At 51.0% G+C, this 23,589-nt stretch carries 24 protein-coding genes, 1 tRNA gene, 1 other RNA gene and 1 pseudogene; 19 read left to right on the forward strand and 8 right to left on the reverse strand.

Going from position 1 to position 23,589, the window contains the following annotated elements; all coding sequences use genetic code 11:
• Positions 1–34 precede the first annotated feature (34 nt).
• The 6 genes from PMPD1_RS00545 to tehA form a co-directional block, all read right to left on the reverse strand.
• Positions 35–397 (reverse strand): YibL family ribosome-associated protein, encoded by a 363-nt coding sequence (locus tag PMPD1_RS00545; RefSeq protein ID WP_173632221.1) that lies wholly within the window; start codon positions 395–397, stop codon positions 35–37.
• Between the two features lie 63 nt (positions 398–460).
• Positions 461–1,072: a mannitol operon repressor MtlR gene (gene mtlR / locus PMPD1_RS00550; RefSeq protein ID WP_173632222.1), complete on the reverse strand. Its 612-nt coding sequence runs from the start codon at positions 1,070–1,072 to the stop codon at positions 461–463.
• Positions 1,072–2,220: a mannitol-1-phosphate 5-dehydrogenase gene (mtlD, locus tag PMPD1_RS00555; protein ID WP_173632223.1), complete on the reverse strand. Its 1,149-nt coding sequence runs from the start codon at positions 2,218–2,220 to the stop codon at positions 1,072–1,074. Before mtlD ends, mtlR begins: the two co-directional genes overlap by 1 nt.
• A gap of 106 nt (positions 2,221–2,326) precedes the next feature.
• Positions 2,327–4,261 (reverse strand): PTS mannitol transporter subunit IICBA, encoded by a 1,935-nt coding sequence (locus PMPD1_RS00560; protein WP_173632224.1) that lies wholly within the window; start codon positions 4,259–4,261, stop codon positions 2,327–2,329.
• Positions 4,262–4,713: 452 nt separating this feature from the next.
• Positions 4,714–5,430, reverse strand: coding sequence for a DUF3053 domain-containing protein (locus PMPD1_RS00565; protein WP_173632225.1), 717 nt, complete (start codon positions 5,428–5,430; stop codon positions 4,714–4,716).
• A 202-nt stretch (positions 5,431–5,632) separates the two neighbouring features.
• A complete protein-coding gene (tehA, locus tag PMPD1_RS00570) occupies positions 5,633–6,616 on the reverse strand; it encodes a dicarboxylate transporter/tellurite-resistance protein TehA (RefSeq protein WP_173632226.1) in 984 nt (327 codons plus the stop codon).
• Between the two features lie 471 nt (positions 6,617–7,087).
• Here tehA and PMPD1_RS00575 point away from each other — a divergent pair, with 471 nt between their 5' ends.
• Positions 7,088–7,384, forward strand: a complete 297-nt coding sequence (locus PMPD1_RS00575) for an HTH-type transcriptional regulator (RefSeq protein WP_173632227.1) — start codon at positions 7,088–7,090, stop codon at positions 7,382–7,384.
• A gap of 97 nt (positions 7,385–7,481) precedes the next feature.
• Here PMPD1_RS00575 and PMPD1_RS00580 read toward each other — a convergent pair whose 3' ends face one another.
• Positions 7,482–8,069 (reverse strand): HD domain-containing protein, encoded by a 588-nt coding sequence (locus PMPD1_RS00580; protein WP_173636071.1) that lies wholly within the window; start codon positions 8,067–8,069, stop codon positions 7,482–7,484.
• 61 nt (positions 8,070–8,130) lie between these two features.
• Here PMPD1_RS00580 and PMPD1_RS00585 point away from each other — a divergent pair, with 61 nt between their 5' ends.
• The 12 genes from PMPD1_RS00585 to PMPD1_RS00635 all read left to right on the forward strand — a co-directional run bounded on the left by PMPD1_RS00585 (position 8,131) and on the right by PMPD1_RS00635 (position 16,554).
• The gene (locus PMPD1_RS00585) at positions 8,131–8,589 is read left to right on the forward strand and encodes a MarR family winged helix-turn-helix transcriptional regulator (protein WP_173632228.1); all 459 of its coding nucleotides are present in this window, start codon (positions 8,131–8,133) and stop codon (positions 8,587–8,589) included.
• A gap of 114 nt (positions 8,590–8,703) precedes the next feature.
• Positions 8,704–9,132: an organic hydroperoxide resistance protein gene (locus PMPD1_RS00590; RefSeq protein WP_173632229.1), complete on the forward strand. Its 429-nt coding sequence runs from the start codon at positions 8,704–8,706 to the stop codon at positions 9,130–9,132.
• A 152-nt stretch (positions 9,133–9,284) separates the two neighbouring features.
• On the forward strand, positions 9,285–9,902 hold the full coding sequence (locus tag PMPD1_RS00595; protein ID WP_173632230.1) for a hypothetical protein: 618 nt from the start codon (positions 9,285–9,287) through the stop codon (positions 9,900–9,902).
• A gap of 14 nt (positions 9,903–9,916) precedes the next feature.
• Complete coding sequence (locus PMPD1_RS00600) at positions 9,917–10,540, forward strand: cytochrome b/b6 domain-containing protein (protein WP_173632231.1); 624 nt, start codon at positions 9,917–9,919, stop codon at positions 10,538–10,540.
• Positions 10,530–11,294, forward strand: a complete 765-nt coding sequence (locus PMPD1_RS00605) for a molybdopterin-dependent oxidoreductase (protein WP_173632232.1) — start codon at positions 10,530–10,532, stop codon at positions 11,292–11,294. Before PMPD1_RS00600 ends, PMPD1_RS00605 begins: the two co-directional genes overlap by 11 nt.
• A gap of 252 nt (positions 11,295–11,546) precedes the next feature.
• Positions 11,547–13,238: a kdo(2)-lipid A phosphoethanolamine 7''-transferase gene (gene eptB / locus PMPD1_RS00610; RefSeq protein WP_173632233.1), complete on the forward strand. Its 1,692-nt coding sequence runs from the start codon at positions 11,547–11,549 to the stop codon at positions 13,236–13,238.
• Positions 13,239–13,320: 82 nt separating this feature from the next.
• A tRNA-Pro gene (locus PMPD1_RS00615) sits at positions 13,321–13,397 on the forward strand.
• A 33-nt stretch (positions 13,398–13,430) separates the two neighbouring features.
• Positions 13,431–13,559: non-coding RNA, RtT sRNA (locus tag PMPD1_RS00620), on the forward strand.
• Between the two features lie 231 nt (positions 13,560–13,790).
• Complete coding sequence (locus PMPD1_RS00625; protein ID WP_173632234.1) at positions 13,791–13,955, forward strand: hypothetical protein; 165 nt, start codon at positions 13,791–13,793, stop codon at positions 13,953–13,955.
• Positions 13,952–14,179, forward strand: coding sequence for an ApeI family dehydratase (locus PMPD1_RS22905; RefSeq protein WP_494338255.1), 228 nt, complete (start codon positions 13,952–13,954; stop codon positions 14,177–14,179). The genes PMPD1_RS00625 and PMPD1_RS22905 overlap by 4 nt, the downstream gene beginning before the upstream one ends.
• A gap of 585 nt (positions 14,180–14,764) precedes the next feature.
• Positions 14,765–15,511: a 1-acylglycerol-3-phosphate O-acyltransferase gene (locus PMPD1_RS00630; protein ID WP_173632235.1), complete on the forward strand. Its 747-nt coding sequence runs from the start codon at positions 14,765–14,767 to the stop codon at positions 15,509–15,511.
• A gap of 800 nt (positions 15,512–16,311) precedes the next feature.
• Entirely contained in the window at positions 16,312–16,554 is a 243-nt protein-coding gene (locus PMPD1_RS00635) for a hypothetical protein (protein WP_173632236.1), read from the forward strand.
• Between the two features lie 53 nt (positions 16,555–16,607).
• Here PMPD1_RS00635 and PMPD1_RS00640 read toward each other — a convergent pair.
• Positions 16,608–16,757: pseudogene (locus PMPD1_RS00640) on the reverse strand (IS3 family transposase); the annotation flags it as partial.
• 187 nt (positions 16,758–16,944) lie between these two features.
• Here PMPD1_RS00640 and PMPD1_RS00645 point away from each other — a divergent pair.
• The 6 genes from PMPD1_RS00645 (at position 16,945) to dppF (ending at position 23,444) form a co-directional block, all read left to right on the forward strand.
• Positions 16,945–17,115: a hypothetical protein gene (locus tag PMPD1_RS00645; protein WP_173632237.1), complete on the forward strand. Its 171-nt coding sequence runs from the start codon at positions 16,945–16,947 to the stop codon at positions 17,113–17,115.
• Between the two features lie 564 nt (positions 17,116–17,679).
• Positions 17,680–19,290 (forward strand): dipeptide ABC transporter periplasmic-binding protein DppA, encoded by a 1,611-nt coding sequence (gene dppA / locus PMPD1_RS00650; protein WP_173632238.1) that lies wholly within the window; start codon positions 17,680–17,682, stop codon positions 19,288–19,290.
• Between the two features lie 224 nt (positions 19,291–19,514).
• The gene (dppB, locus tag PMPD1_RS00655; protein ID WP_173632239.1) at positions 19,515–20,534 is read left to right on the forward strand and encodes a dipeptide ABC transporter permease DppB; all 1,020 of its coding nucleotides are present in this window, start codon (positions 19,515–19,517) and stop codon (positions 20,532–20,534) included.
• A gap of 14 nt (positions 20,535–20,548) precedes the next feature.
• Entirely contained in the window at positions 20,549–21,451 is a 903-nt protein-coding gene (gene dppC, locus PMPD1_RS00660) for a dipeptide ABC transporter permease DppC (RefSeq protein WP_173632240.1), read from the forward strand.
• Positions 21,452–21,463: 12 nt separating this feature from the next.
• Entirely contained in the window at positions 21,464–22,450 is a 987-nt protein-coding gene (gene dppD, locus PMPD1_RS00665; RefSeq protein WP_173632241.1) for a dipeptide ABC transporter ATP-binding protein, read from the forward strand.
• A complete protein-coding gene (dppF, locus tag PMPD1_RS00670; protein ID WP_173632242.1) occupies positions 22,440–23,444 on the forward strand; it encodes a dipeptide ABC transporter ATP-binding subunit DppF in 1,005 nt (334 codons plus the stop codon). Before dppD ends, dppF begins: the two co-directional genes overlap by 11 nt.
• The last annotated feature ends 145 nt before the right edge of the window (positions 23,445–23,589 follow it).

Consider the following 23,589-nt stretch of genomic DNA (forward strand, 5'->3'; position numbering starts at 1 on the left):
CAGGGAAGGGCAGGGGCGAGCGCCCCTGCCGGAATTAAAATGGTTTTTTAGCGAAGCCCGTCATCGCCGTCAGGCCCATTTCACGACCCAGCGCGGTCATCGGATGCACCACCACTAAGCCGCGCACGCTCTTTTTCAACGCGCCCATATCGGCCTGCTCTTTTTTGGTAATTGCCCGGCTGAAGGGGAGCTGCTGTAGCTGCTGCGCTTCTTTGCTCAGCTTCTGCTCACGCACATTTTTCAGACGTTCGATTTCGATGACTAACGTCTCTTTTTCTTTCAATAACGCGCCTAACTTCTCCGACTCGCCGGACTCCAGCAATAGCGGCTCTTTGCGATTTAGCGCGTCAAGCTTATCGCTCAGGCGTTTAATTTCGGCTTTTTCCTGCTCTTTCATCGTGAATACCTAACAGTGTGTCTCTGACGCCAAGGATACACGAAAAGCCGCCGTTTCGCGGGGTTACTTTTTAAAAGCCTGTTTAAGACTAATGCGAGAAATCAGCTCGGTCAGCGAGAGCACCATGGTCGAGCGTAGCACCTGTTGGTAACGCAGTTGTTGCATGGCACGCAATTCAGCATCTTCGGTGGCAAAATCTGGCTTTGGCGGCCAGGCAACCACGCAATGCAATTCGCCAAACGGGCCAAGAATTTCGTCATCGGTAAACCGATAGTCGGTACCATCGTGATTTAGCTCTTCACGTAGCGCCATCAATAGTTCGCAATCTTCATACTCATGGCGGCTAATCACGCCAAGTCCGTAAATCAATTTCAGGCGAACCGACAGTTCGCCTAACGGACCATCACCTAACAGCAGCGGCTCAACGGCATACTTCACCGCGTAATCATCCTTGCGAAATACCTGAATAACCAGGATATTGACGGCTTCAGTCAATAGCTCAACCGCGGCGATCAAGAAACTTCTCACCGAACGGCCAGCATTCAGGCGCTCAAGCACCTGATTCTCAAAAGCCTGTTTTTCTTCCATTGTTGCCTGCATATCTGTCAGTACGCTATGGGGCACAGCAAAACTGTGCCCTGGACGCTCACCGGAGGAGGTCGGGAGCGCGCGCATTATGGCATGGCGTGATAAGCCTTCACCACCGCAGCGACCACGTCGCTCCCGGCATCCAGGCCAGACACCTGGACCAGCGTCGCCTGTGGGCCGAGTTTATCCAACAGGCCCACCAATTCTTGCGCCTGTGGATCCTGGTCACTGCGATAATGCATCGCCGCAGCAATACCCAGCACCAAATTAGTATGTGGCAGATGGTATTCCAACGTTCCCAGGGTGGGCTTGATCAGGCGATCGCCTGCGCTCAGTTTACGCAGCGGCTGGCGCCCTACGCGTTCCACATCATCTTTCAGATAAGGGTTTTCGAAGCGGCTGAGGATTTTTTCGATATAGTCGGCATGTTTACCGGCATCAAAGCCATAGCGTTTGATCAGCACCGCGCCGCTCTCTTCCATCGCGCCTTTAACGATGGTGCGAATTTTTTCGTCAAGAATGGCTTCGCGGATGGTTTGATGGCCCGCCAACTGGCCGAGATAGGCGGTAATCGCATGACCGGTATTGAGGGTAAACAACTTACGCTCGACGAACGCCATTAAGTTATCGGTCAACTCCATGCCGGGAATGCTTGGCAGTGGGCCATTAAACTGCGTTTTATCCACAATCCATTCGCTGAACGTTTCTACCGTGACTTCCAGCGGGTCGCTGCTGCCCGCTTCCGACGGCGGGACGATACGGTCAACGGCGGAGTCGACAAAGCCGACGTGCTGCTCAGTCCAGGCATGATACTGCTGCGGGAGCGCGTTTAGTACGTGCTGCTTTAACTGGCTGGTACCGCGTACCATGTTTTCACAGGCGATGATGTTTAACGGACGGACATTACCGCTATCACTGCGTTTGGCCAGTCCTTTCGCGATGCCGCCAGCGATGCGTTCAAGGATCTGCGGACCAACCGCCGTGGTAACGATATCAACCTCAGCAATCAGCGCGACAATATCATCGCTGGTGCTATTTACGGCGCTGACGCCTTTGACGATTTCGACTTGGGCATTTTCGCCCACCACATGAACCGGATATTCATGGCGCGCGTTTAGCGCATCCAGCACGGTTTGATTCACATCGGCAAAAACCAGTTCGATACCGGCATCTGCCAGCAATTTACCAATAAAGCCACGGCCAATATTACCCGCGCCGAAATGTAGAGCTTTCATAAAATTACCTGTAGGCATTGCGTAGAAGTCTCAGCCACGCCGGCTTTGCCAAAAGGCCAGCATGCCTGCGCTGAAAAAAAGGGGCCGGGCAAGCCCGGCCCGCAGATTATGCTGGCTGTTTCCCTGAAAGGATGTCCAGCACATCTTGTACGCTGGTGGTAGAGGCCAGCTTTTCAATCACGCTCTCGTCATCAAGGGCGTTAGTCAGGCTGGTTATCACCTGGATGTGTTCATTATTACGTGCGGCGATACCAATCACCAGACGCGCAACGTCATCCTCTTCTTCGCCAAAGCGAACGCCATTCGGATACTGGCAGAACACCACGCCGGTTTTCAGCACGCGGTCTTTCGCTTCCACTGTCCCGTGCGGCACGGCAATCGATTCGCCAAGGTAGGTCGGCGTCAGTTTTTCGCGATCCAGCATGGCGTCAACATATTCCGGCTCTACGTAACCGCCTTTCACCAACTGCTCTCCGGCGAAACGAATTGCTTGCTCTTTGTTATCGGCGTGCTGACCCAGGAACACGTTATCCGCGCCGAGCTTAAACAGGTTATCCTGGCTGTTGTCATAGCTATCGCTCAATGCGGCATCCACTTTTTGACGGTTGCCGGCGCTACGGTTAGCTTCGACCAGACGTGCAGTCAGGTCGGTATACAGCGCGCTATCAAGGAAATTGCTTAACGAGATATGCTGAGCGTGCGGTGCCTGACGCATGGCGCGTTCGGTAAGATCGCGGTGGGTAATCACCAGATCGACATCGCCTGGCAGCGCATTAATCGCGGTATTGGTTACCGAGATATTGGTTAAGCCAGCATCATTGACTTTCTTACGTAACACCCCGGCGCCCATGGCGCTGGAGCCCATACCGGCATCGCAGGCAACAATGATTTTACGCACGTGGCTCAGATCGCCGCTCATCGCATCTGCCGCTGCGGCGGTTGCGTTTGGCGTTGCCTGGCCTTTGGACTGCGCTTTCATATCTTTCACACGTTGTGACATGGCTTCGATATCGTCATCTTCTTTAACTTTGCTGGTTTTCAGCAGGATAGAAGAGAGCACGAAGGAGACCACGAAAGCAGCGATAATCGCGATGATATTCGCAAAATAAGTCCCTTTTGGTGTCATTGCCAACACCGCGAGGATGGAGCCAGGAGACGCCGGAGAAACCAAGCCGCCGTGCAGTACGGTCAGCGTAAACACGCCGGTCATACCGCCAAAAATTACCGCGATCAGCAGACGTGGGCTCATCAACACATACGGGAAGTAAATTTCGTGGATACCGCCCAGGAAGTGAATGATTGCCGCGCCGCCCGCAGATTGTTTCGCGTTACCACGGCCAAAGAACATGTAGGCAACCAGAACGCCCATGCCCGGACCTGGGTTGGCTTCAATCAGGAAGAAGATGGATTTCCCGGCTTCGCTCGCCTGCTGAATACCCAACGGTGAGAAGATACCGTGGTTAATCGCGTTGTTCAGGAACAGGATTTTTGCCGGTTCCACGAAGATGGAGGTTAGCGGCAGCAGGTTATGCTGAACCATCAGGTTTACGCCGGTTGCCAGAATGTGCGACAAACCTTCAACCAATGGACCAATAGCAAGGAAAGCCAGAATCGCCAACAGCATGCCGATAATACCGGCAGAGAAGTTGTTGACCAGCATTTCGAAACCGCTTTTTATCTTACCGTCAACCATACGGTCAAACGATTTGATCGCCCAGCCGCCCAGCGGACCCGCAATCATTGAGCCAAGGAACATTGGCATATCGGCGCCGACAATCACGCCCATGGTCGTGATGGCGCCCACTACGCCGCCACGATCGCCGCCTACCAGACGCCCGCCGGTAAAACCAATCAACAGCGGCAGCAGGTAGGTAATCATCGGGCCAACCAGTTTTGCCAGCGTTGCGTTTGGCGCCCATCCGGTTGGAATGAATAATGCGGTAATGATACCCCATGCGATAAACGCACCGATATTGGGCATCACCATGTTACTCAGGAAGCGACCAAAGCTCTGGACTCTGACCTTGACTGATGAGGACATAAAAACACACCCCTTATTAGTACGCGCCGACAAATAAGAGAGCGCGTTGTTTTTGTTAAGACGTTACGGCGGGGAGCCGTTAGTATCACTGTATGCAGCCGGACTCTAGCACGCGAAAATGACGCTGCGTAGTGCGCGGGCAAAATGTGATGTATGTCACGCTTGTGGTTGGTCTTTAGGGGGTATTTTAGTGACACTCGTCACAAAATGGCAGTGTAAAAAAAAGACAGTGCGGATTTTGTCGCCATAAAAGACGCTTATATGTGATGGTTATCACAAAATTGACTGGGCGTTTTATTTGAAAAATGTGATTTAAATCACAATGTATTTTTATGTCAAAATGCCGTCGATCACACTTTGACTCGGCAGAGAAGCGCAGCCGCTCAGTGGCGTAATTTTATTACGTGGTCATGTAAACGTAAGGCGGCTCCGGGCCGCCTGAAAGTGAGGGATTACTGAAAACCGCCCTGAACCGCACTTTGCGCCTGAGTTAAAGCCTGCGATTTCGCGGCGAGGCTACTCATAATGGCATTGTACTGGCTGGCCTGCTGCTGCGAGGGGAATTGTACCGCGTTGTCATTAAAACTGACGCGCGGCCCCTGTTGTTGGAGGAAATCCCCGGCCTGTACCGCATCTTGGCTCAATGACTGTAGAGCAGGGAGTAGCGGCCCAAGCGCGTTTGCCGGCTGCGTGACCACGTTGTTATAAACCTTATCGTAAGCATTTTTCAGATCATCCGGCTGTTTCAGCGCCGCTTTACTACTGTCGGCCTGGCTTTTGGCGCTCTGAATTTGTTGGGCCAACACGTTCAGTGAACCACTCGCCTGACGCAGCGAATCGCGGCGGGTTAAATAATCCTGCGGCACGCGGATCGCCGAAAGCTCATCCACCACCGGACGCATACCGTTATCCACCGCTTTGTTCACCTGCTGAGAGAAGCCATAAATAATGGCGTAATCGCTGGCATAATTACCGAAGCGCTGTTTCTGGTCTTCACTCAGACTGGGTAAATGTTCGCCGCTACGCATGACGGTGTTTTGCAGGAAATCGATAAAGGCTTTGCGCTGTTCCGGCTCTTTATCGCCACAAGCGGTGAGTAATGAAACCAATAATACCGCCGCCATGGGCAACCACCAACGCGCCTGGATGCGGGAGATTCCTGTCGCCATCGAATTTACTCCTGTAAGTTAACGCGTTATCTGATTGATAACGCGTAAGTAGGTCATTGCATTAATGTGCCTAAGAATAGATCAATGCATCAAGGCTGGATATGTTTTCTGAAGAATTTCCACCCGTTCCCTACAAGCGACGGGTGGGGAGCAAGCGCATATGTAATGGAAATGGCGGTGAAACCGGTAAGTGGCTGCTTTTCTAGATTGTTTTACGCATATCCTGACGAACCAGCAATTGCCCCTGAAACAGTAGCACTAGCGTGCGAAGTAGTAGCAAGGCAATCAGCAAATTGCTGAATACAAAAAGTGGAATGGCGAGCGCCGATAAAATCCCATCGTGGCTGCTATGTCCGAGGTGCAATGCCGTGGTGGCGAGAGCTGAGAGGCCAAACGAGAAGCTCCAAAAGGAGGCGGTGAAAGGGGCTTCCAGATACCACGGAAGCAGGCGGATCATAAAGATCAGTTGCAGTAATCCATAACCGAAAAGTAGTTTGGCAAAAACGTCTGCGTGGCCGCCGTTTACGGACAGCCAGGCACTGCAAGCCACCAAAGCCGGCGCTAACTGAATCCCAAGAGAAATGCGGGTAGCAGACGGCATCTCTCCGGCAGAACGCATACGATGCAGAATCGCCGGTTCAAGGCTTAGCCAGGATAAAATGCCTGCACCGAGGAACAACAAACCCAGGTCATGGTAGCCGAGCGCGCCACACGCCATCGCGCTAATAAAATTATTGGCGACAGTGGGTAAATAAAGCCCCGGCGTCGTTGCCTCGTTAGGATGCTTACCTCGCCATAGACCCGCGCTTTGCCATGCCGCATAGTTAAGTTGCGCCGTGGCGCCGAGGATGAACATTCCGACAGCCAGAGAGTGGAACCATGGGGTGATGCCTATTGCAACCAACATCGTGGTCGCCGGGAATAGACTCACGTAACTACTCATTAGAGGATGTTCGATTTCAGCAACGACGCTGTGTGGAAAATGGTACAACCGCCAAAGAAAAGCACAGGCCAACAGAAACCAGATAGAGATGGCAAAGATAATCAGCGAGTTGCCAATCTCAGGCGGGAGCACTGGCCATATGGTGCTGGCGTAACGCCAGCTAAATCCACAGCCAATGGTGCCTAACACTATGCCAAAATATCCAGCCGGCAGGCTAAGCCGCAACGGACCCCTTTTGCCCATAATTCGTCGCCTCGTTTAGACATAAGATGCATAAAATATACATGTTATTGTGCTATTCATCTAATTACTATTGCTTAAGGTCTTATCTTCGCCAACCAGAGCGGTAAAAACGACTATTGGCGCTAGCAGAAAGGCGGATGCCTCAATTGACGATGCCTGCCGGGCGAGCCGCCGTTACGCCGGTTGCTCTCTTAATGAGAAGGCGCATCACGCGAAGCGCCGGGCAAGAAGCCGTGTTCAATATCGCGACGGCAGAAAATAAATGTTTTTGGTTATTAGTAAGTTCGAAAAATACTCAAAAAAATTGAGGCAGACGGCGACTTTCCATCTAATACTTAGGATCCCGGTAAATTTTGCCAACGCATTTGACTCGTTTGCTCATTTGGCTGCGCCGGTATTCTGAACCTGGGTTTCAGGTTCTTCCCTCGGTTTCTTTCACGTTGTTCATAGTGAGTATTTGAGGAGTTCTCTATGGAAAATAAAGATCCAATGATCGAGTTACTCAGTAGTCTTGAGCAAATTGTATTGACGCGTGATGTGGTAAAAACCACGCCGGTTGTCAAGGTTAGACCGGCTTCACTTCCGGAACCGCAGCGTTTACGCGAAATGACCGGTATGGAGATTGAAGAGTTTGCCCAAGTTATGGGTGTTAGCGTTTCGTCGGTGAAGAGTTGGGAAGCGCGGCGTACGCGTCCGTCCGGTAGTGCGCAGAAGCTGATGCAACTACTGCATTCCAACCCTTACCTGGGCCGGCAACTGCTGGATTAAAGCCACGCAGCCCGCCGCCCGGCGGGTTATTGAGGTTCCATTATTTAGCAAGCGGAACCAATCATCTCGATAGCATGCCAGCCGCGTTTGTGCTCCCTTATCCTACATATTTCGCCGCCTGTTTGGTGAACCAGCTTGGCGGGATATTGTGTGGCGGTTGGCTTAACTGCTTTATTCCTTCCGTGATAACTGTCGATGCCTGCTGCCACAGCAGCGGATCGCCCTGCTTAAGTAAATCAATTTGCATCTGCTTTTCGACCAAATAAACGCGGGCGAAATGCGGATCGTAGTGAATAATCGAACGGGTATTATCGATAATATCCGCCAGCTTAATGGTTTGCGCATCCGGCGACGCGTGCGCGCTATGGCGAAAGTGCGCCATTTTACGTGCCGCGCGGTTGGTTGCTTGTGACGGGGTGGTATTGGTTAACATCGCCACTAGCCTTGCCACCTCCAGACCAAAGTGACTTTCAATATCGCCAGTGGTGCTGGCGGTATCCTCTACCGTATCGTGTAGCCAGGCGGCGGCCAGCATGGTTTCGTTATCGGTTACGCTACGCACCAGTTCCACCACCGCAGCCGGGTGGACGATATAGGGCTCGTTGGTATATTTCCGCCGCTGATCAACTTCTGCGTGCGCTTTAGTGGCGTAACGGCGGGCGCGTTCTTCCAGCGATAGCATCAAAATACCCTCCATGCGTAAAAGTTGCTTGCAATTATCTAGGGCGCTATTTATATTTAACCCCATGACTACACATCAAGATGACAAAAAACAACAAAGCGTGCCACTGTTGCTTGATCAACAGCTCTGCTTTGCGCTCTATTCGGCGAACCTGGCGATGCATAAACAGTACCGTCAATTGTTGACCCGGCTGGATATCACCTATCCGCAGTATTTGGTGATGTTGGTGCTGTGGGAGCGAGATGATGTAACGGTGTCGGACATTGGCGAACGTCTGTTTCTGGATTCCGCCACGCTTACGCCCCTGTTAAAACGCCTGGAAGCCGCGGGGTTGTTAGATCGCCGACGTTCTCGTCAGGATGAGCGCCAGGTTGTAGTGACCTTGACGGAAGAGGGCCGGGCGCTGCGTGAGAAGGCGCTGGAAATTCCGGAATCGATCCTGTGCGCTTCTGACTGCGATATGGATACGCTAACGACGCTGAAATCGCAGTTGGATAGGTTACGCAATAACCTTAATCGCTAATTTACTATTCGGGCCAGCGATGTCTTGGCCCAATGGTCTATACTGAAGTTGTCTGTCTCTGTAAATCGCCCGCGATTAAATCGCGCATAAACCTGCATTAATGAGGAAGAAATTATGTCATTAGAAAAAGTTGTTTATCGTGCAAAAGCAAAAGCTACCGGTGGTCGTGATGGTCGTGCAACCTCTTCCGACGGCGTGCTGGACGTAAAACTGGGTGTACCGAAAGAGATGGGTGGCGCAGGCGGTGAAGTGACTAACCCGGAACAACTGTTTGCCGCAGGCTATTCCGCTTGTTTCCTCGGCGCGATGAAGTTTGTTGCTTCCCGTGACAAACTGGCGATCCCGAAAGAGGCATTTATTGAAGGTGAAGTGGGTATCGGGCCGCTACCGACCGGCTTTGGTATCGAAGCTAAGTTAAACATTCATCTGCCGGGTATGGATCAGGCGGAAGCGCAGAAACTGGTCGATGCGGCGCATATTGTTTGCCCTTACTCTAACGCGACACGCAACAATATCGACGTTACGCTGAACATTATTAACTAAGCGCCGTCCACTTTCTGCGGGCCATCCTGCGGCCCGCAGAAATGTTTTAATACACTCTTTTCATCTGTTTACCTCGCCAATTTCGCCCCGCTGATTACTCTTACTTTGCTTGCTAACCATTGCATAATGAACCCTGAATGCGGGAGAGGAACATGATTAAGCACCGTTTTACCGGCCTGTTACTAGGCTCGCTGTTATTCAGTTTTGGCGTGGCCGCCGTCCCGGCCGATAAAGTCATTAAACCGACACGTGGCACCATTGATGCGGTGAATGGCAATACGCTGCAAATCACGACACGCCAGGGTGAAAAATTATCGGTCGGCGTGACCGATAACACCAAAGTGAATAGCGTTAGTAAGGCGCAGATGAGCGACATTAAAGCTGATAGCTTTATCGGTACCGCCGCGGTTCCACAGGCAAACGGAACCTTAAAAGCGCTGGAAGTGCATGTGTTCTCGCCCAGCTTGCGCGGCACAGGCGAAGGCTTCAACCCGTTTGAATCTCCTGACGGTAAAGTCAACACCATGACTAACGGTACGGTAGGCAAGCTGGTAAACAGTAATGGCCGCACCTTAACGGTGAAATATAAAGGGAAAGAAAAAACCGTCATCGTACCGGATGACGTGCCAGTAGTGCTGATTCAGCCAGGGAATAAATCGCTGCTGACCGCCGGGACAAAAGTGGTGTTATTCGCGGTGAAAGATGATAAAGGCAACCTGGTCGCACGCAATGTCTCCGCCGGTAAAGACGGCCTGACGCCACCGATGTAAGAACGGAGTTCACCATGCCTGCGGTTCGTCGTCGTGCCTTTCATGCCCTGCCGGTCAGGGTTTGTCACTGGATCAATGTGCTGGCGATGGTTGGCATGGTGATGAGTGGTTGGGGGATTTACAACGCCTCGCCGCTGTTCAATTTCACCTTTCCGCTACCGCTCACCTTGGGCGGTTGGCTGGGCGGCAATATCGCCTGGCATTTAGCGGTAATGTGGGCATTGGCGGCCAATGGTTTGTTTTATTTGATATGGGGCGTAGTAAGCGGTCACTTTCGTCAGCGCTTTTTTCCGCTATCGCCCCGCGCGGTTGGACGCGATCTCGGGTTAGCGCTGCGTTTTCGCTTGCCGCATCAACTCACCGAATATAATGCCGTGCAAAAGGCTATGTACCTGGGTGTGTTACTGTGCGGCGTATTGCTGGTGCTTTCCGGGCTTTCAATTTGGAAACCGGTGCAGTTCAGCGGTCTGGTGGCGTTGTTTGGCGGGTTTGATTTTGCGCGTTATGTGCATTTCTTCGCCATGAGCGGCGTGGTGGCGTTTGTCGTTATCCACGTGGTGATGGTGTTGTTGGTGCCAAAAACGTTGCCGCGCATGATTATTGGCGGCGGCGGTGAGGAGCCATCGAATGAGCGATAAAAACAAACCCTCTAAAATCATTCTGGAACCTGATCAACGCAAGCAGTTGGTTAATCTTGAGCGGCGTTTTCTGCTGCGCGGCGGCTTAACGCTGGGCGCGGTTGCCATGCTAAGCGGCTGTAATTTACAGGATGGCGACGAAGTCGATCGCGTCTTGTGGGCCATGTCGCACTGGAATGATCGGGTACAGGCATGGTTGTTTCGCAAAGATAAGTTGGCACAGACTTACCGCGAAGATCAGATTACGCGTCCGTTTCGCTTTAATGCGTTTTACCCGGAATATAATGTGCCTGATATTGATATTCCTAACTACCGGCTGGAAGTTTCCGGCAAGGTGGATAAAAAAGCGCCCTGGACGCTTGAGCAGTTACAGCGGTTACCGCAGGCCGGGCAAATTACCCGCTTGATCTGCATTGAAGGGTGGAGCGCCATTGGGCAATGGCGCGGCATTCCGCTAAAGACCTTCTTACAGCATATTGGGGCCGATTTGACCGCCAAATATGTCGGCTTTAAATGTGACGACCGCTACTATTCGAGTATTGATATGGCGACGGCGTTGCATCCCCAAACGATTTTAGCGCTGGAGTTTGACCATAAGCCTTTGCCGCCTGATTTTGGTTATCCGCTACGGTTGCGGGTGCCGACTAAGCTCGGGTTTAAAAATGCCAAGCACATTGCCGCGTTGTTCGTGACCGATCAAAATCCCGGTGGGTATTGGGAAGATCAGGGCTATAACGATTTCAGCGGGATTTGAAGCGTTGCTGTAAAAGCGTTATCACATCTGATTTTCATCCTGAACGATAAAATTACCTGCCTGAATGTTTTTTGTATGCTTTACTGGCGCCTTTCAAACCGAATGGCGGCAGTTTCTGCTGTTCGGAATCTTCCTGTTCATCGCGATCGGGGCGCATAATCACTCCCTTTAACGAACTCTGGTGCGATGAAACGGTCTGATTAGCGTTGTTACATATAACTAATCAATACCGGGGAATTTAGAGAAAGCCGAATGAATTATATTAAATTACTGACGCAGCAGAAGCTTTCGTTTCTGTTGGCACTTTACATCGGCATTTTGCTGAATCTTCCTATCTTTTATCGACGTTTCGATCCGTTTCTCACCAAATCCACCCTGGTGAACTGGGTTTCCGCGGTGGTTGAAATCGTCGCGATTGTGCTGTTGACCTTCCTGTTGATGCGTTTGCTTTCCCTGGGTGGGAAGCTGATATACCGCATTCTGGCGACCTTGTTAGTACTGATTTCGGTTGCTGCCGCCTATTATATGGCGTTTTTTAACGTGGTCATTGGCTACGGGATTGTTGCTTCGGTGATGACCACCGATATTGATTTGTCAAAAGAAGTGGTGGGTTACCAGTTTGTTGTGTGGATGGTGGTTGTTAGCGCGCTGCCGTTGTTGATGATTTGGCGCAATAACTTAAGCCTGACATTGATTGAGCAGTTGAAAACGCCGGGGCAGCGGATTAAGCCGCTCATTGTGTTGGCGCTGAGTCTGGCGCTGGTGTGGTTGCCGATTCGTTATTTCGATAAGTTACAAAAAGCGCAAGAAAAAGTGACCAATATTGACCTGCCGAGTTATGGCGGTGTGGTGGCGCACTCCTATCTGCCTTCCAATTGGCTGGCGGCGTTGGGGCTATTTGCCTGGACGCAGGTCGATGAATCGATGGATGGTAAAGAGTTGTTTGATCCGGCGAAGCATTTTACCTATGTGGCCCCGCCGGGTATTAACGATACCTATGTGGTGTTTATTATCGGCGAAACCACACGTTGGGATCATATGGGGATCTTGGGTTACGACCGTGATACTACGCCGAAGTTGTCGGGCGAGAAAAACCTTGTCGCATTTCGCGGTGAGTCTTGCGATACCGCGACCAAACTCTCTTTGCGTTGTATGTTTGTTCGTGAAGGCGGCACCATGGATAACCCGGGTCGTACGCTGAAAGAACAAAATGTTTTTGCGGTGTTAAAAGAGTTGGGCTTTAGTTCGGAGTTGTTCGCCATGCAGAGTGAAGTGTGGTTCTACGACAATACGGACGTTGATAACTTCTCTTTCCGCGAGCAGATTGGTTCCGAGAAGCGAAATCAGGGCAAGCCAGTGGATGATATGTTGCTGATTCCGGAGCTGAAAGCCTCGCTGGATCGGCATCCTCAGGGCAAACATTTGGTGGTGTTACATACCAAAGGTTCGCACTACCTCTATTCTCAGCGTTATCCGCGTAGTTACGCACGCTATCAGCCCGAGTGTATGGGGGTAGATGGTGAGTGTAGTAAAGAGCAATTTATTAACGCGTTTGATAACTCTGTGTTGTACACCGATAGCGTGCTCGACAAAGTGTATGATCAGTTGCGCGATAAAAAAGCCATCGTGTTTTATGCTTCCGATCACGGTGAGTCGATCAGCGATAATATGCATTTCCACGGGACGCCGCGCGAGATGGCGCCGCCGGAGCAGTTCCGGGTGCCGATGATTGTTTGGGCATCGGATAAGTATTTGGCGGATGCGAACAATAAGCGTGCCTTTGAGCGTTTGCAGGCTCAGCAGCGGGTAGGTAAAACGCACCGGCACGTTGAGTTGTTTGATACCATTCTCGGTTGTTTAGGTTATACCTCGCCGAACGGTGGGATTAACGCAGCCAACAACTGGTGCGCCGATCCGCAGAAAAGCGGCGCCGATCGTTCGTGACGGCTGCTTTTCAGGCAATCGCGGGGTATTTAATAAAAATTCGTTGACGCTAAAAATTCGGCGCAGTAACATGCGCCCCCATCGGTGAGTGGCGCAGCCTGGTAGCGCACTTCGTTCGGGACGAAGGGGTCGGAGGTTCGAATCCTCTCTCACCGACCAAATTAGAAAACCTGCTTGTTAAAGCAGGTTTTTTTTCGTCCAGGTAAACTGAGGATGAGAATCTCCGAAGGAGGTTTGAGCCGAGCGTAGCGAGACAACGTTGCGCGAGCAACGGCCCGTAGGGCCATCCCGAAGGGATGAGTCATCCTCTCTCACCGACCAAATTAGAAAACCTGCTTGTTAAAGCAGGTTTTTTTTCGTCCAGGTAAACTGAGGATGAGAATCTCCGAAGGAGGTTTGAGCCGAGCGTAGCGAGACAACCATAGCTTGTGTACTGTAGTGGATCACAAAATCAGGACACCGGAATAACCTGTTTCCCTTTTTCTTCATGTAAGCATGGCGGTAAGCCACCATTATTCGTATGTGGGCGGTAAACGATTCACGCAGGCGACATTGACGGTTCTACCCGCTGCTGCGCGGGTGCTGATGGCAGGGCTGGGAGCCTGGCAATTGGAAGATTTTTTGTCCCGCACTGGCGACAACAAGTTCGGCGTACAACTGGCGATAGATGTCGATGGTTTTTATGGGATGGCTCTTATTGAGAGGGTGTTACAGTGAAACTTACGAAGGAGCGTCACTCAAACAGGATAACTTATAGTCAGCATTTTGCTTCTGGGCACAGGGCATTCCGGGGACATTTTCCTGGAAGACCGTTGCTACCTGGAGTGTTTCATTTCAGAGAGATTTTAAGGTTGCTTCCGCCGGAAGTAGTCGGTTTTCCTTATGTCATTAGGCAGGAAAAATTTATTAAAATGGTCACGACGGACACTCAACTGAATTAAATTATTGAAAGTTCCCCTGCTGCGGCAGGCAGCATTGATGTTGTGACGCGGGTGGAGGATTTATCGCAGGAAACCGTGGCGAAAATTCACTTTGTTTTTTCTGCAGGTCAAGAATATGCAGATTGATACCCGAAATAATATTGAGCTAATTGGCGGTAATCCTCATCGTTTCCCATGGTATTGATGGACAGAATTATTGAAAACAGCAGCAAACTTATTACTGAAAAAATTCGTTTCGCTGAATGACTACGAATTCAGGTTCGCTAATTTTGAAAACCAGCAAGAGTTTATCTATCCGGATTGGCTAGTCGTTGAGTCATTTTTCCAATCTGCCGGATTGTTTCTGAATTGTGCTAAACGGGATTTTTCCCCTATATTATTTCCTGTAAAAACGTTCATTTCCGACGCGCGATTATTGCCGGAGAAATTATCCAGCATCATGTTTTTCTTGATGTCCAAAAAGAGAGCTTTATTATTGTTAGCGATGAAAGCAAGGTTAGCGAGGAAACCGTCGTTAGTTACCAGCAGGTGTTATTGGGCTTTCAGCAAAGCGAAACTTAACATAGATAAATACTGGGCAGGTTTATGATTGCTATAGTTAGACTAATTTTGATGGGCATTTTTATATTATTGAGCAGCGTAGTGGTGCTGTTTGTCTGCCTTTTACGGCCTCGTAACGCCATGAACGTTCACTTCGCTGCCCAGCTTTACAGTAAAATTTCTTGGCTACTTGGGGTTAAAATCATCATTACCGGCAGGGAAAATATTTCTTCAGGCAGTTGTGTCTATGTCGCCAATCATCAAAGCAACTATGACATTTTCTTCCTTACCGCGGCTGTACCTCCCGGAGCCGTAAGCATCGGGAAAAAAAGCATCCTTTTCTTCCCTTTCTTTGGTCTGATTTTCTGGCTGTCCGGCAACATATTTATCGAGCGCGGTAACAAGATTAAGGCGATGCAGGCGCTGCAAAAAACCAAAGAGAAAATTCTGAGGGAGAATATGTCCGTCTGGTTATTCCCCGAAGGTACGCGGAACTATGGCAAAGGTCTGAAACCGTTCAAAAGTGGTGCTTTCCATCTTGCCCGTAATGCCGGGTTATGTCTGGTTCCAGTTAGTGTCAGTAATTACTATGGTTGTTTCAAGCTTAACAGAATTAATAACGGAAAAATCATCATAAGATTTTTACCGCCGGTGCCTAAAGAAACCATTGCCACACAACCAGTTCGCGACGTTGTTGCCGCTGTATATGAGAAAATGAATACGGAAATTGCAGCATTGGATAAAGAACTCAGTATGTCGGGTGACCAAGTTTCAAGACAGGAGGGTTATTAGTTAATTGCCGACTTAGCCTGGCTGAAAATCCTTTTCTACTTTCCTCACCCACCTGACAGTTGATGCTGTTAGGTGGGGTGGTTCAGAGAGCAGAGAGACTGGCAACCTTGTAAGTCTGGTGCAAAAAAACGTTTCCTGCAGCTATTGATGTTCATAACGTTACCAGCCTCTGTTTCGCGCACTCAGCCGAATGTCAGATCAGGCTTCGCTAATCTCATTACAAGTAACATTTCCGATCCACTACAAATGCAGAACATCATCACTCCATTATGTATGCCTTGGCCTGAAGCGATTTTAATTTCTGAAATTGGATATCTGGTTTTTTATTACAGAAAACTTGCGTGGGGGCAGTGTATATATGCTCAACTATCACTCCCGGAGAACCCAATGACCTGGAAAACTACACCAGAGCACCCTGCGCATGTCCGAGATCCACCCAGCCCAATACTTCCATATATATCAATCCGTATGAACTGCTTTGCGCCAGGTTACCATCAATAATTTCACTTCTTATACTCATCCCTGTTCCCTTCCGTTTGATAGTCGTCATCAGGTACCGGACCGGTGTTTACCGTTAACTCCATCAATAACAATCTCTACAAGCCATTGCGGTCGCAGTAAAGCTGGCGCCCTGCCAGCTCGCCCAGTATACTGTTCCGGGCTAAAAGAGTCCCGGTATGATGCAACAGGCTGATATTCCGTGCCACGGAAACTAAAATACTTTTTATGGAATCCATGACAGTGGTAGTCAAGCCTCCCATAAACCCCTGTCTATAACTCGGATACGTTAAGGTCAATTTATGCCAAAATATGTATTTTTTGCCAGTAACGGGTTGGTTAAAACAGCCATCAGTGACTCAGTGTATGCGGAGCAGTTGTCATCATCACCAGAATTAAAAATAATTGAGTTTGAGGCCGAAGCTAATGATAAGCATGAAGCGCAACTTAAGCTTAAAAGTCATCTTGAACAAAATACCGAAACCCTTAAAGACTTTGGTGGTGATGTAACCCTCAGTTCAATTATTGAATCTTTGCTTAGATAATCCGAGGCCTGTTTATGCGACTGCGCAAACTGGCCTCAGCTACATTGTAGTGGTCAAGTAATACTGGCCACGGTTTCACAGTAAAAATGGCATCTGTTCTCTGACTCTTCCGGCGTCAGCCCTCCGTTGTAATGATGAGGCCTGACGCTATTGTAGTAATTCAGGATATAACCGCTGATTTGTCGCCGGGCCTCGTCCCTGCCTGCGCGTATTGTTCCGGCGGCTCTTCAGCCGGTGCAGGGGCGACAGCTACCCTCGTATTATCCTTAATGAAGATGATTTGCAGGTTTTGCTCCACGGACCGCTAACGAAGAGACGATCCACATGTGTTTTTCCGTTGAATAGGTACTGACGCTGGCGCAAACGGTATATCGGGCATGAGCATGTTGCATGTCGCCAGCGTGGGGTCTGCACTATGCCACGGCAAAACGCAGCGGGGTAGACCACACGCCGCCCTCTGCCGGACACTTTCGTCTCTATTTTGTCCGCTATCATTCACAGAACGATAATCTGCCAAACCGCACAGATCTCCCGTTTTTAGTCGCCATTACCGATAAATAAGCGCTGAATCGCGTTTACACCTCTTTTCCTACGCCAACCCCTTGCTGTGCCTTACTTCGCCACTTAATTCGCACCACGCCTGGCTTATGAAGGTTGAGAACTTGTTGACCATTTCTTATGCCAATGTTGCAGCATTTTTAGCTGTTTCCTTTGCCGATCGCGAAATGAATCGTTCAGTTGTTCAACGTTTAACGACAATTTTTATCTGTTTTTTTTCCGACAAAATAACTGGTATCAAGCTATTACATGCGTCAAATCTATGGGTATTGCTTCTATGAGCAAACGATTCCTCTAACATTGTTATGGGAAAGTTTTTTTTATGTTTGCTTGCTGTTTCTCACAGTCTGTGTAAATACCTGACACTTGTATTGACGTTGCTTGCAACAGTTGACAAATTGATGCGTCAATGAGGGTGGAAGGAAGCGGATTCGTCTGATGGCGTTTACAGAACCAGACTTTCGTCAGCTCACTCTCAACGCCTACGGGCAGCAAGCACTGACCGCATTAAAAAAACACAGGTCGGGCGTTACGCACACAACAACACATCACAATTGGAGCATAAGCATGAGTATTTCCCGGGCAAAATTAGGGATGCTAAAGGTAGGTCTGAGCCTGATCGCCATGACCGTTGCCGCTGGTGTCCAGGCTAAAACCCTTGTCTATTGTTCAGAAGGCTCTCCTGAAGGGTTTAACCCACAGCTCTTTACCTCCGGCACCACCTATGACGCCAGTTCTGTTCCAATCTACAACCGTTTGGTTGAGTTCAAAATTGGCACCACTGAAGTGCAGCCCGGCCTGGCTGAAAAATGGGATATTAGCGCTGACGGTAAAACCTATACCTTCCACCTGCGCAAAGGTGTGAAGTGGCAGACCACCAAAGATTTCAAACCAACGCGTGATTTTAATGCCGATGACGTGGTGTTCTCTTTCGAACGCCAACTGGACAAGAACAACAAGTATCACAACGTTTCCGGCGGCAGCTACGAGTACTTTGAAGGTATGGACATGCCGGCGCTGATCAGCAAAATCGAGAAGGTTGACGATAATACCGTCCGCTTTACGCTGACACGCCCTGAAGCGCCATTTATTGCTGACCTCGGGATGGACTTCGCGTCCATTATGTCTGCCGAATACGCCGACAATATGCTGAAAGCCGGCACACCGGAAAAAATCGACCTGAATCCGGTCGGTACCGGTCCATTCCAGTTGCTGCAATACCAGAAAGATTCCCGCATTCTGTACAAAGCTAACCCGAATTATTGGGGCACCAAACCGAAAATCGACCGTCTGGTGTTCTCCATTACGCCGGATGCTTCAGTCCGTTATGCCAAACTGCAAAAAGGCGAGTGCCAAGTCATGCCGTATCCAAACCCGGCTGATCTTGCCCGTATGAAGCAGGACAAAAATATCAATCTGATGGAGCAACCGGGCCTGAACGTCGGCTACCTCTCGTTCAACGTTGAGAAAAAACCATTAGATAACGTGAAAGTTCGCCAGGCATTGACCATGGCGGTCAATAAGAAAGCGATTATCGACGCGGTTTACCAAGGCGCGGGCCAGGCGGCGAAGAACCTGATTCCGCCGACCATGTGGGGCTATAACGACGCGGTGCAGGATTATCCGTACGATCCGGCCAAAGCCAAAGCCTTGCTGAAAGAAGCCGGTATGGCGAATGGCTTCTCTATCGACCTGTGGGCGATGCCGGTACAGCGTCCGTATAACCCGAACGCACGCCGCATGGCGGAAATGATTCAGTCTGACTGGGCGAAAATTGGCGTGAAAGCCAACATCGTAACCTACGAATGGGGCGAGTATCTGAAACGCGCTAAAGCAGGTGAGCATCAGACGGTGATGATGGGCTGGACCGGCGATAATGGGGATCCGGATAACTTCTTCGCCACGCTGTTTAGCTGTGCGGCGGCGAAAGATGGATCTAACTACTCACGTTGGTGCTACAAGCCGTTTGAAGACCAAATTCAACCGGCGCGTGCCGAGTCTGACCAGTCTAAGCGTGCGGCTTATTATAAGCAGGCTCAGGTGATCATGCATGACCAGGCACCGGCGCTGATTATTGCGCACTCCACGGTATTTGAGCCGGTCAGCAAGAAAGTCTCCGGCTACGTGGTCGATCCGTTAGGGAAGCATCACTTCGAAAACGTCGACATCAGCGAGTAATCCGCCACGGGTGAAGGGTGCTACATTTCCTTCACCCGTCACGGTAACGAATACCGCCGTGTTTCGCGGCGGTTGTGGACTGAAGTTCCTTCGGCCCTTTTCCAGGATGAAAAAATGGTAAAGGCGCGGTTTACCGCGTCGCGATGAGGTTTACCCCATCGCTAGATGTGAGCAAATAGAATCCCGTTCGCGACAGTGGCGGGAGATTACAGAGAATCCGGATTATGTTGCAGTTCATACTCCGACGTTTGGGGCTTGTTATCCCAACGTTTATTGGTATTACCCTTTTAACCTTCGCGTTTGTACATATGATTCCCGGCGATCCGGTGTTAATCATGGCCGGGGAACGCGGAATGTCTCCTGAACGACATGCCCAACTATTGGCCCAGCTTGGCCTGGACCAGCCGTTATGGAAACAATACATCACCTATATCAACGGCGTTTTGCACGGTGATTTAGGTATCTCTCTGAAGAGCCGCATCCCGGTTTGGGATGAGTTCGTTCCACGTTTTAAAGCCACACTGGAACTGGGGATCTGCGCCATGATTTTCGCGGTGGCGGTAGGGATTCCGGTCGGCGTGTTGGCCGCCGTCAAACGTGGCTCTATTTTCGACCACACTGCGGTCGGCATCTCCCTGACCGGCTACTCAATGCCGATCTTTTGGTGGGGCATTATGCTGATCATGCTGGTGTCGGTGCAGCTTAATCTCACCCCGGTTTCGGGCAGGGTGGGGGATACGGTGTTCCTGGATGACTCGAATCCGCTAACCGGTTTTGTGCTGATTGATACCCTGATTTGGGGCGAACCGGGCGACTTTAAAGATGCAGTCATGCATATGATCCTACCGGCGATTGTGCTGGGCACCATCCCGCTGGCGGTTATCGTGCGGATGACGCGCTCGGCGATGTTAGAGGTGCTGGGCGAGGATTATATCCGCACCGCGCGTGCCAAGGGGCTGACCCGTATGCGTGTGATTGTGGTGCATGCCTTGCGTAACGCAATGCTGCCGGTGGTCACCGTTATTGGTTTGCAAGTGGGTACATTGCTGGCAGGCGCCATCCTAACGGAAACCATTTTCTCCTGGCCTGGCCTCGGACGCTGGTTGATTGAGGCGTTACAGCGCCGTGACTATCCGGTGGTACAGGGCGGCGTTCTGATGGTAGCAACTTTAATCATCCTGGTTAACCTGCTGGTCGACCTGCTTTACGGCGTGGTTAACCCGCGCATTCGTCATAAGAAATAACGAGGGGCTCCGGTATGTCTCAAATTAATCCGGGCAGCGTGGTCGCTGCTCCCAAGCCGATGACCCCGTTACAGGAATTCTGGCACTATTTTAAACGTAACAAAGGCGCGGTAATCGGCCTGGTCTACGTGGTCTTAATGATTTTAATCGCCATCTTCGCTGAAGTGCTGGCGCCGCATGGCCCGGCGGACCAGTTCCGCGACGCGCTGCTGCATCCGCCGGTATGGCAGGAGGGCGGCAGTTGGCACTACATTTTAGGGACCGACGACGTTGGCCGCGATGTACTGTCGCGCCTGATGTACGGCGCACGCTTGTCGCTGCTGGTCGGCTGCCTGGTGGTGGTACTCTCCCTGATTCTTGGCGTCATTTTCGGCCTGCTGGCCGGTTATGTTGGCGGCGCGGTGGATGCGATCATCATGCGGTTGGTCGACATTATGCTGGCACTGCCAAGCTTGCTGTTGGCGCTGGTTTTGGTGGCGATTTTCGGCCCCTCAATCGTTAACGCTTCGATTGCGCTAACCTTCGTGGCTCTGCCGCACTACATTCGCTTAACGCGCGCGGCAGTGCTGGTCGAAGTGAATCGCGATTATGTCACCGCGTCAAACGTGGCGGGCGCAGGTGCGCTGCGCCAGATGTTTGTCAATATCTTGCCGAACTGCCTGGCACCGCTGATTGTGCAGGCATCGTTAGGCTTCTCCAACGCCATCCTCGATATGGCTGCGTTGGGCTTTCTCGGTATGGGCGCGCAACCGCCAACGCCGGAGTGGGGTACGATGCTCTCCGACGTATTGCAGTATGCGCAAAGTGCCTGGTGGGTGGTGACCTTCCCTGGGGTGGTGATCCTGCTAACCGTATTGGCATTTAACCTGATGGGCGATGGCTTGCGTGACGCCCTCGACCCGAAACTCAAGCAGTAAAGAGGCACCGAGATGGCATTACTTAATGTAAACAAACTATCGGTGCATTTCGGCGACGATAAAGCACCGTTCCGCGCGGTTGATCGCATTAGTTACCAGGTTGAGCAAGGGCAGGTGGTTGGTATTGTCGGTGAATCTGGCTCCGGTAAATCCGTCAGCTCGCTGGCGATTATGGGGTTGATTGATTATCCCGGCAAAGTCCTCGCCGATAAGCTGGAATTTAACCAGCGTGACCTGAAAAAGATCTCTGAAAAAGAGCGTCGCCAACTGGTCGGTTCGGAAGTGGCGATGATTTTCCAAGATCCGATGACCAGCCTGAACCCCTGCTACACCGTCGGGTTTCAGATTATGGAAGCGATCAAGGTTCATCAGGGCGGAAACCGCCGCACTCGCCGCCAACGGGCGATTGATTTGCTAACCCAGGTGGGTATTCCCGATCCTGCTTCGCGACTTGATGTCTATCCGCATCAGCTCTCCGGCGGTATGAGTCAACGTGTAATGATTGCGATGGCCATCGCTTGCCGACCCAAGTTGTTGATTGCCGATGAGCCGACCACCGCGCTCGACGTTACTATCCAGGCGCAGATCATCGAACTGTTGTTGGAATTACAGCGCAAAGAGAACATGGCGCTGATCTTAATTACCCACGATCTGGCGCTGGTAGCCGAAGCGGCGCAGCACATTATCGTGATGTATGCCGGGCAAGTGGTAGAAACCGGTAAAGCGGTCGATATTTTCAAGGCTCCGCGTCACCCCTATACCCAAGCGTTATTACGCGCGTTGCCAGAATTCGCCAGCGATAAAGCGCGCCTTGCGTCACTTCCGGGCGTAGTGCCAGGGAAATATGACCGGCCAAACGGCTGTTTGCTGAACCCGCGCTGCCCGTATGCCACCGATCGCTGTCGTGCTGAAGAACCTGAATTACGTGATATTCCGGGGCGTCAGTCCAAATGCCACTTCCCTCTGGATGATGCCGGGAGACCAACTTATGAGTCATGAGAATACTGAGCAAAACTATTTGCTACAGGCCATCGATCTGAAAAAGCATTACCCGGTGAAGAAGGGGATGTTTGGTCAGGAACGTTTGGTCAAGGCGTTGGACGGCGTCTCTTTTAATCTTGAACGCGGGAAAACGTTGGCGGTGGTAGGAGAATCCGGCTGCGGTAAATCAACGCTGGGCCGGCTGCTGACGATGATCGAAACCCCAACCGAAGGCCAACTTTACTGGCAGGGGCAGGATCTGCTGAAACCCGATCCGCAGGCGCAAAAATTACGTCGCCAAAAAATTCAGATCGTGTTTCAAAACCCGTACGGTTCGCTGAATCCGCGCAAGAAGGTTAGCCAGATCCTCGAAGAACCCCTGCTGATCAACACGTCGCTGAGTAAAGCTGAGCGTCGGGAAAAGACGCTGGAAATGATGGCGAAAGTGGGTTTGAAGACCGAGCATTATGATCGCTATCCGCATATGTTTTCTGGCGGACAGCGTCAACGTATTGCCATTGCGCGTGGCCTGATGCTGGACCCGGATGTCCTGATTGCTGATGAACCGGTCTCCGCGCTGGATGTCTCGGTGCGGGCGCAGGTGCTCAACCTGATGATGGATTTACAGCAGGAGATGGGGCTGTCTTACGTCTTTATCTCGCACGATCTCTCGGTGGTAGAGCACATTGCTGATGAAGTGATGGTGATGTACCTCGGGCGCTGCGTGGAAAAAGGCAGCAAAGAGGCGATCTTCACTAATCCGCGCCATCCGTATACCCAAGCGCTGCTCTCGGCGACGCCGCGCCTTAACCCGGATGAACGCCGGGAGCGGATTAAACTGACCGGCGAATTGCCGAGCCCGTTGAGTCCGCCGCCTGGCTGCGCCTTTAACGCGCGCTGCCGTCGTCGTTTTGGTACCTGTACTCAGTTACAGCCGAAACTAAAACAATACGGAGAGCAGCAGATTGCGTGTTTCGCAGTGGATCAGGATGAGCAACAAAACGCGGGTTAATCTGATTTAACTCCTCACGGGCGGAATTATTCCGCCCGTTATTCATCATGCCTGGAATGTTGGGTTATTTTTCTTAGGAAATTAATTAAATAACCTCCTAACCCATTATTAATTATCATCTTTTTAAGGTTTTCCTCACGCGTTT

The organism is Paramixta manurensis, from assembly GCF_013285385.1.
Taxonomy (GTDB): domain Bacteria; phylum Pseudomonadota; class Gammaproteobacteria; order Enterobacterales; family Enterobacteriaceae; genus Paramixta; species Paramixta manurensis.

Bases quoted from the DNA above. Each gene is read 5' to 3' on its own strand.
- PMPD1_RS00545 (WP_173632221.1), bottom strand. From the start codon at position 397: ATGAAAGAGCAGGAAAAAGCCGAAATTAAACGCCTGAGCGATAAGCTT.
- mtlR (WP_173632222.1), bottom strand. From the start codon at position 1,072: ATGCGCGCGCTCCCGACCTCCTCCGGTGAGCGTCCAGGGCACAGTTTT.
- mtlD (WP_173632223.1), bottom strand. From the start codon at position 2,220: ATGAAAGCTCTACATTTCGGCGCGGGTAATATTGGCCGTGGCTTTATT.
- PMPD1_RS00560 (WP_173632224.1), bottom strand. From the start codon at position 4,261: ATGTCCTCATCAGTCAAGGTCAGAGTCCAGAGCTTTGGTCGCTTCCTG.
- PMPD1_RS00565 (WP_173632225.1), bottom strand. From the start codon at position 5,430: ATGGCGACAGGAATCTCCCGCATCCAGGCGCGTTGGTGGTTGCCCATG.
- tehA (WP_173632226.1), bottom strand. From the start codon at position 6,616: ATGGGCAAAAGGGGTCCGTTGCGGCTTAGCCTGCCGGCTGGATATTTT.
- PMPD1_RS00575 (WP_173632227.1), top strand. From the start codon at position 7,088: ATGGAAAATAAAGATCCAATGATCGAGTTACTCAGTAGTCTTGAGCAA.
- PMPD1_RS00585 (WP_173632228.1), top strand. From the start codon at position 8,131: ATGACTACACATCAAGATGACAAAAAACAACAAAGCGTGCCACTGTTG.
- PMPD1_RS00590 (WP_173632229.1), top strand. From the start codon at position 8,704: ATGTCATTAGAAAAAGTTGTTTATCGTGCAAAAGCAAAAGCTACCGGT.
- PMPD1_RS00595 (WP_173632230.1), top strand. From the start codon at position 9,285: ATGATTAAGCACCGTTTTACCGGCCTGTTACTAGGCTCGCTGTTATTC.
- PMPD1_RS00600 (WP_173632231.1), top strand. From the start codon at position 9,917: ATGCCTGCGGTTCGTCGTCGTGCCTTTCATGCCCTGCCGGTCAGGGTT.
- PMPD1_RS00605 (WP_173632232.1), top strand. From the start codon at position 10,530: ATGAGCGATAAAAACAAACCCTCTAAAATCATTCTGGAACCTGATCAA.
- eptB (WP_173632233.1), top strand. From the start codon at position 11,547: ATGAATTATATTAAATTACTGACGCAGCAGAAGCTTTCGTTTCTGTTG.
- PMPD1_RS00630 (WP_173632235.1), top strand. From the start codon at position 14,765: ATGATTGCTATAGTTAGACTAATTTTGATGGGCATTTTTATATTATTG.
- PMPD1_RS00635 (WP_173632236.1), top strand. From the start codon at position 16,312: ATGCCAAAATATGTATTTTTTGCCAGTAACGGGTTGGTTAAAACAGCC.
- PMPD1_RS00645 (WP_173632237.1), top strand. From the start codon at position 16,945: ATGTCGCCAGCGTGGGGTCTGCACTATGCCACGGCAAAACGCAGCGGG.
- dppA (WP_173632238.1), top strand. From the start codon at position 17,680: ATGAGTATTTCCCGGGCAAAATTAGGGATGCTAAAGGTAGGTCTGAGC.
- dppB (WP_173632239.1), top strand. From the start codon at position 19,515: ATGTTGCAGTTCATACTCCGACGTTTGGGGCTTGTTATCCCAACGTTT.
- dppC (WP_173632240.1), top strand. From the start codon at position 20,549: ATGTCTCAAATTAATCCGGGCAGCGTGGTCGCTGCTCCCAAGCCGATG.
- dppD (WP_173632241.1), top strand. From the start codon at position 21,464: ATGGCATTACTTAATGTAAACAAACTATCGGTGCATTTCGGCGACGAT.
- dppF (WP_173632242.1), top strand. From the start codon at position 22,440: ATGAGTCATGAGAATACTGAGCAAAACTATTTGCTACAGGCCATCGAT.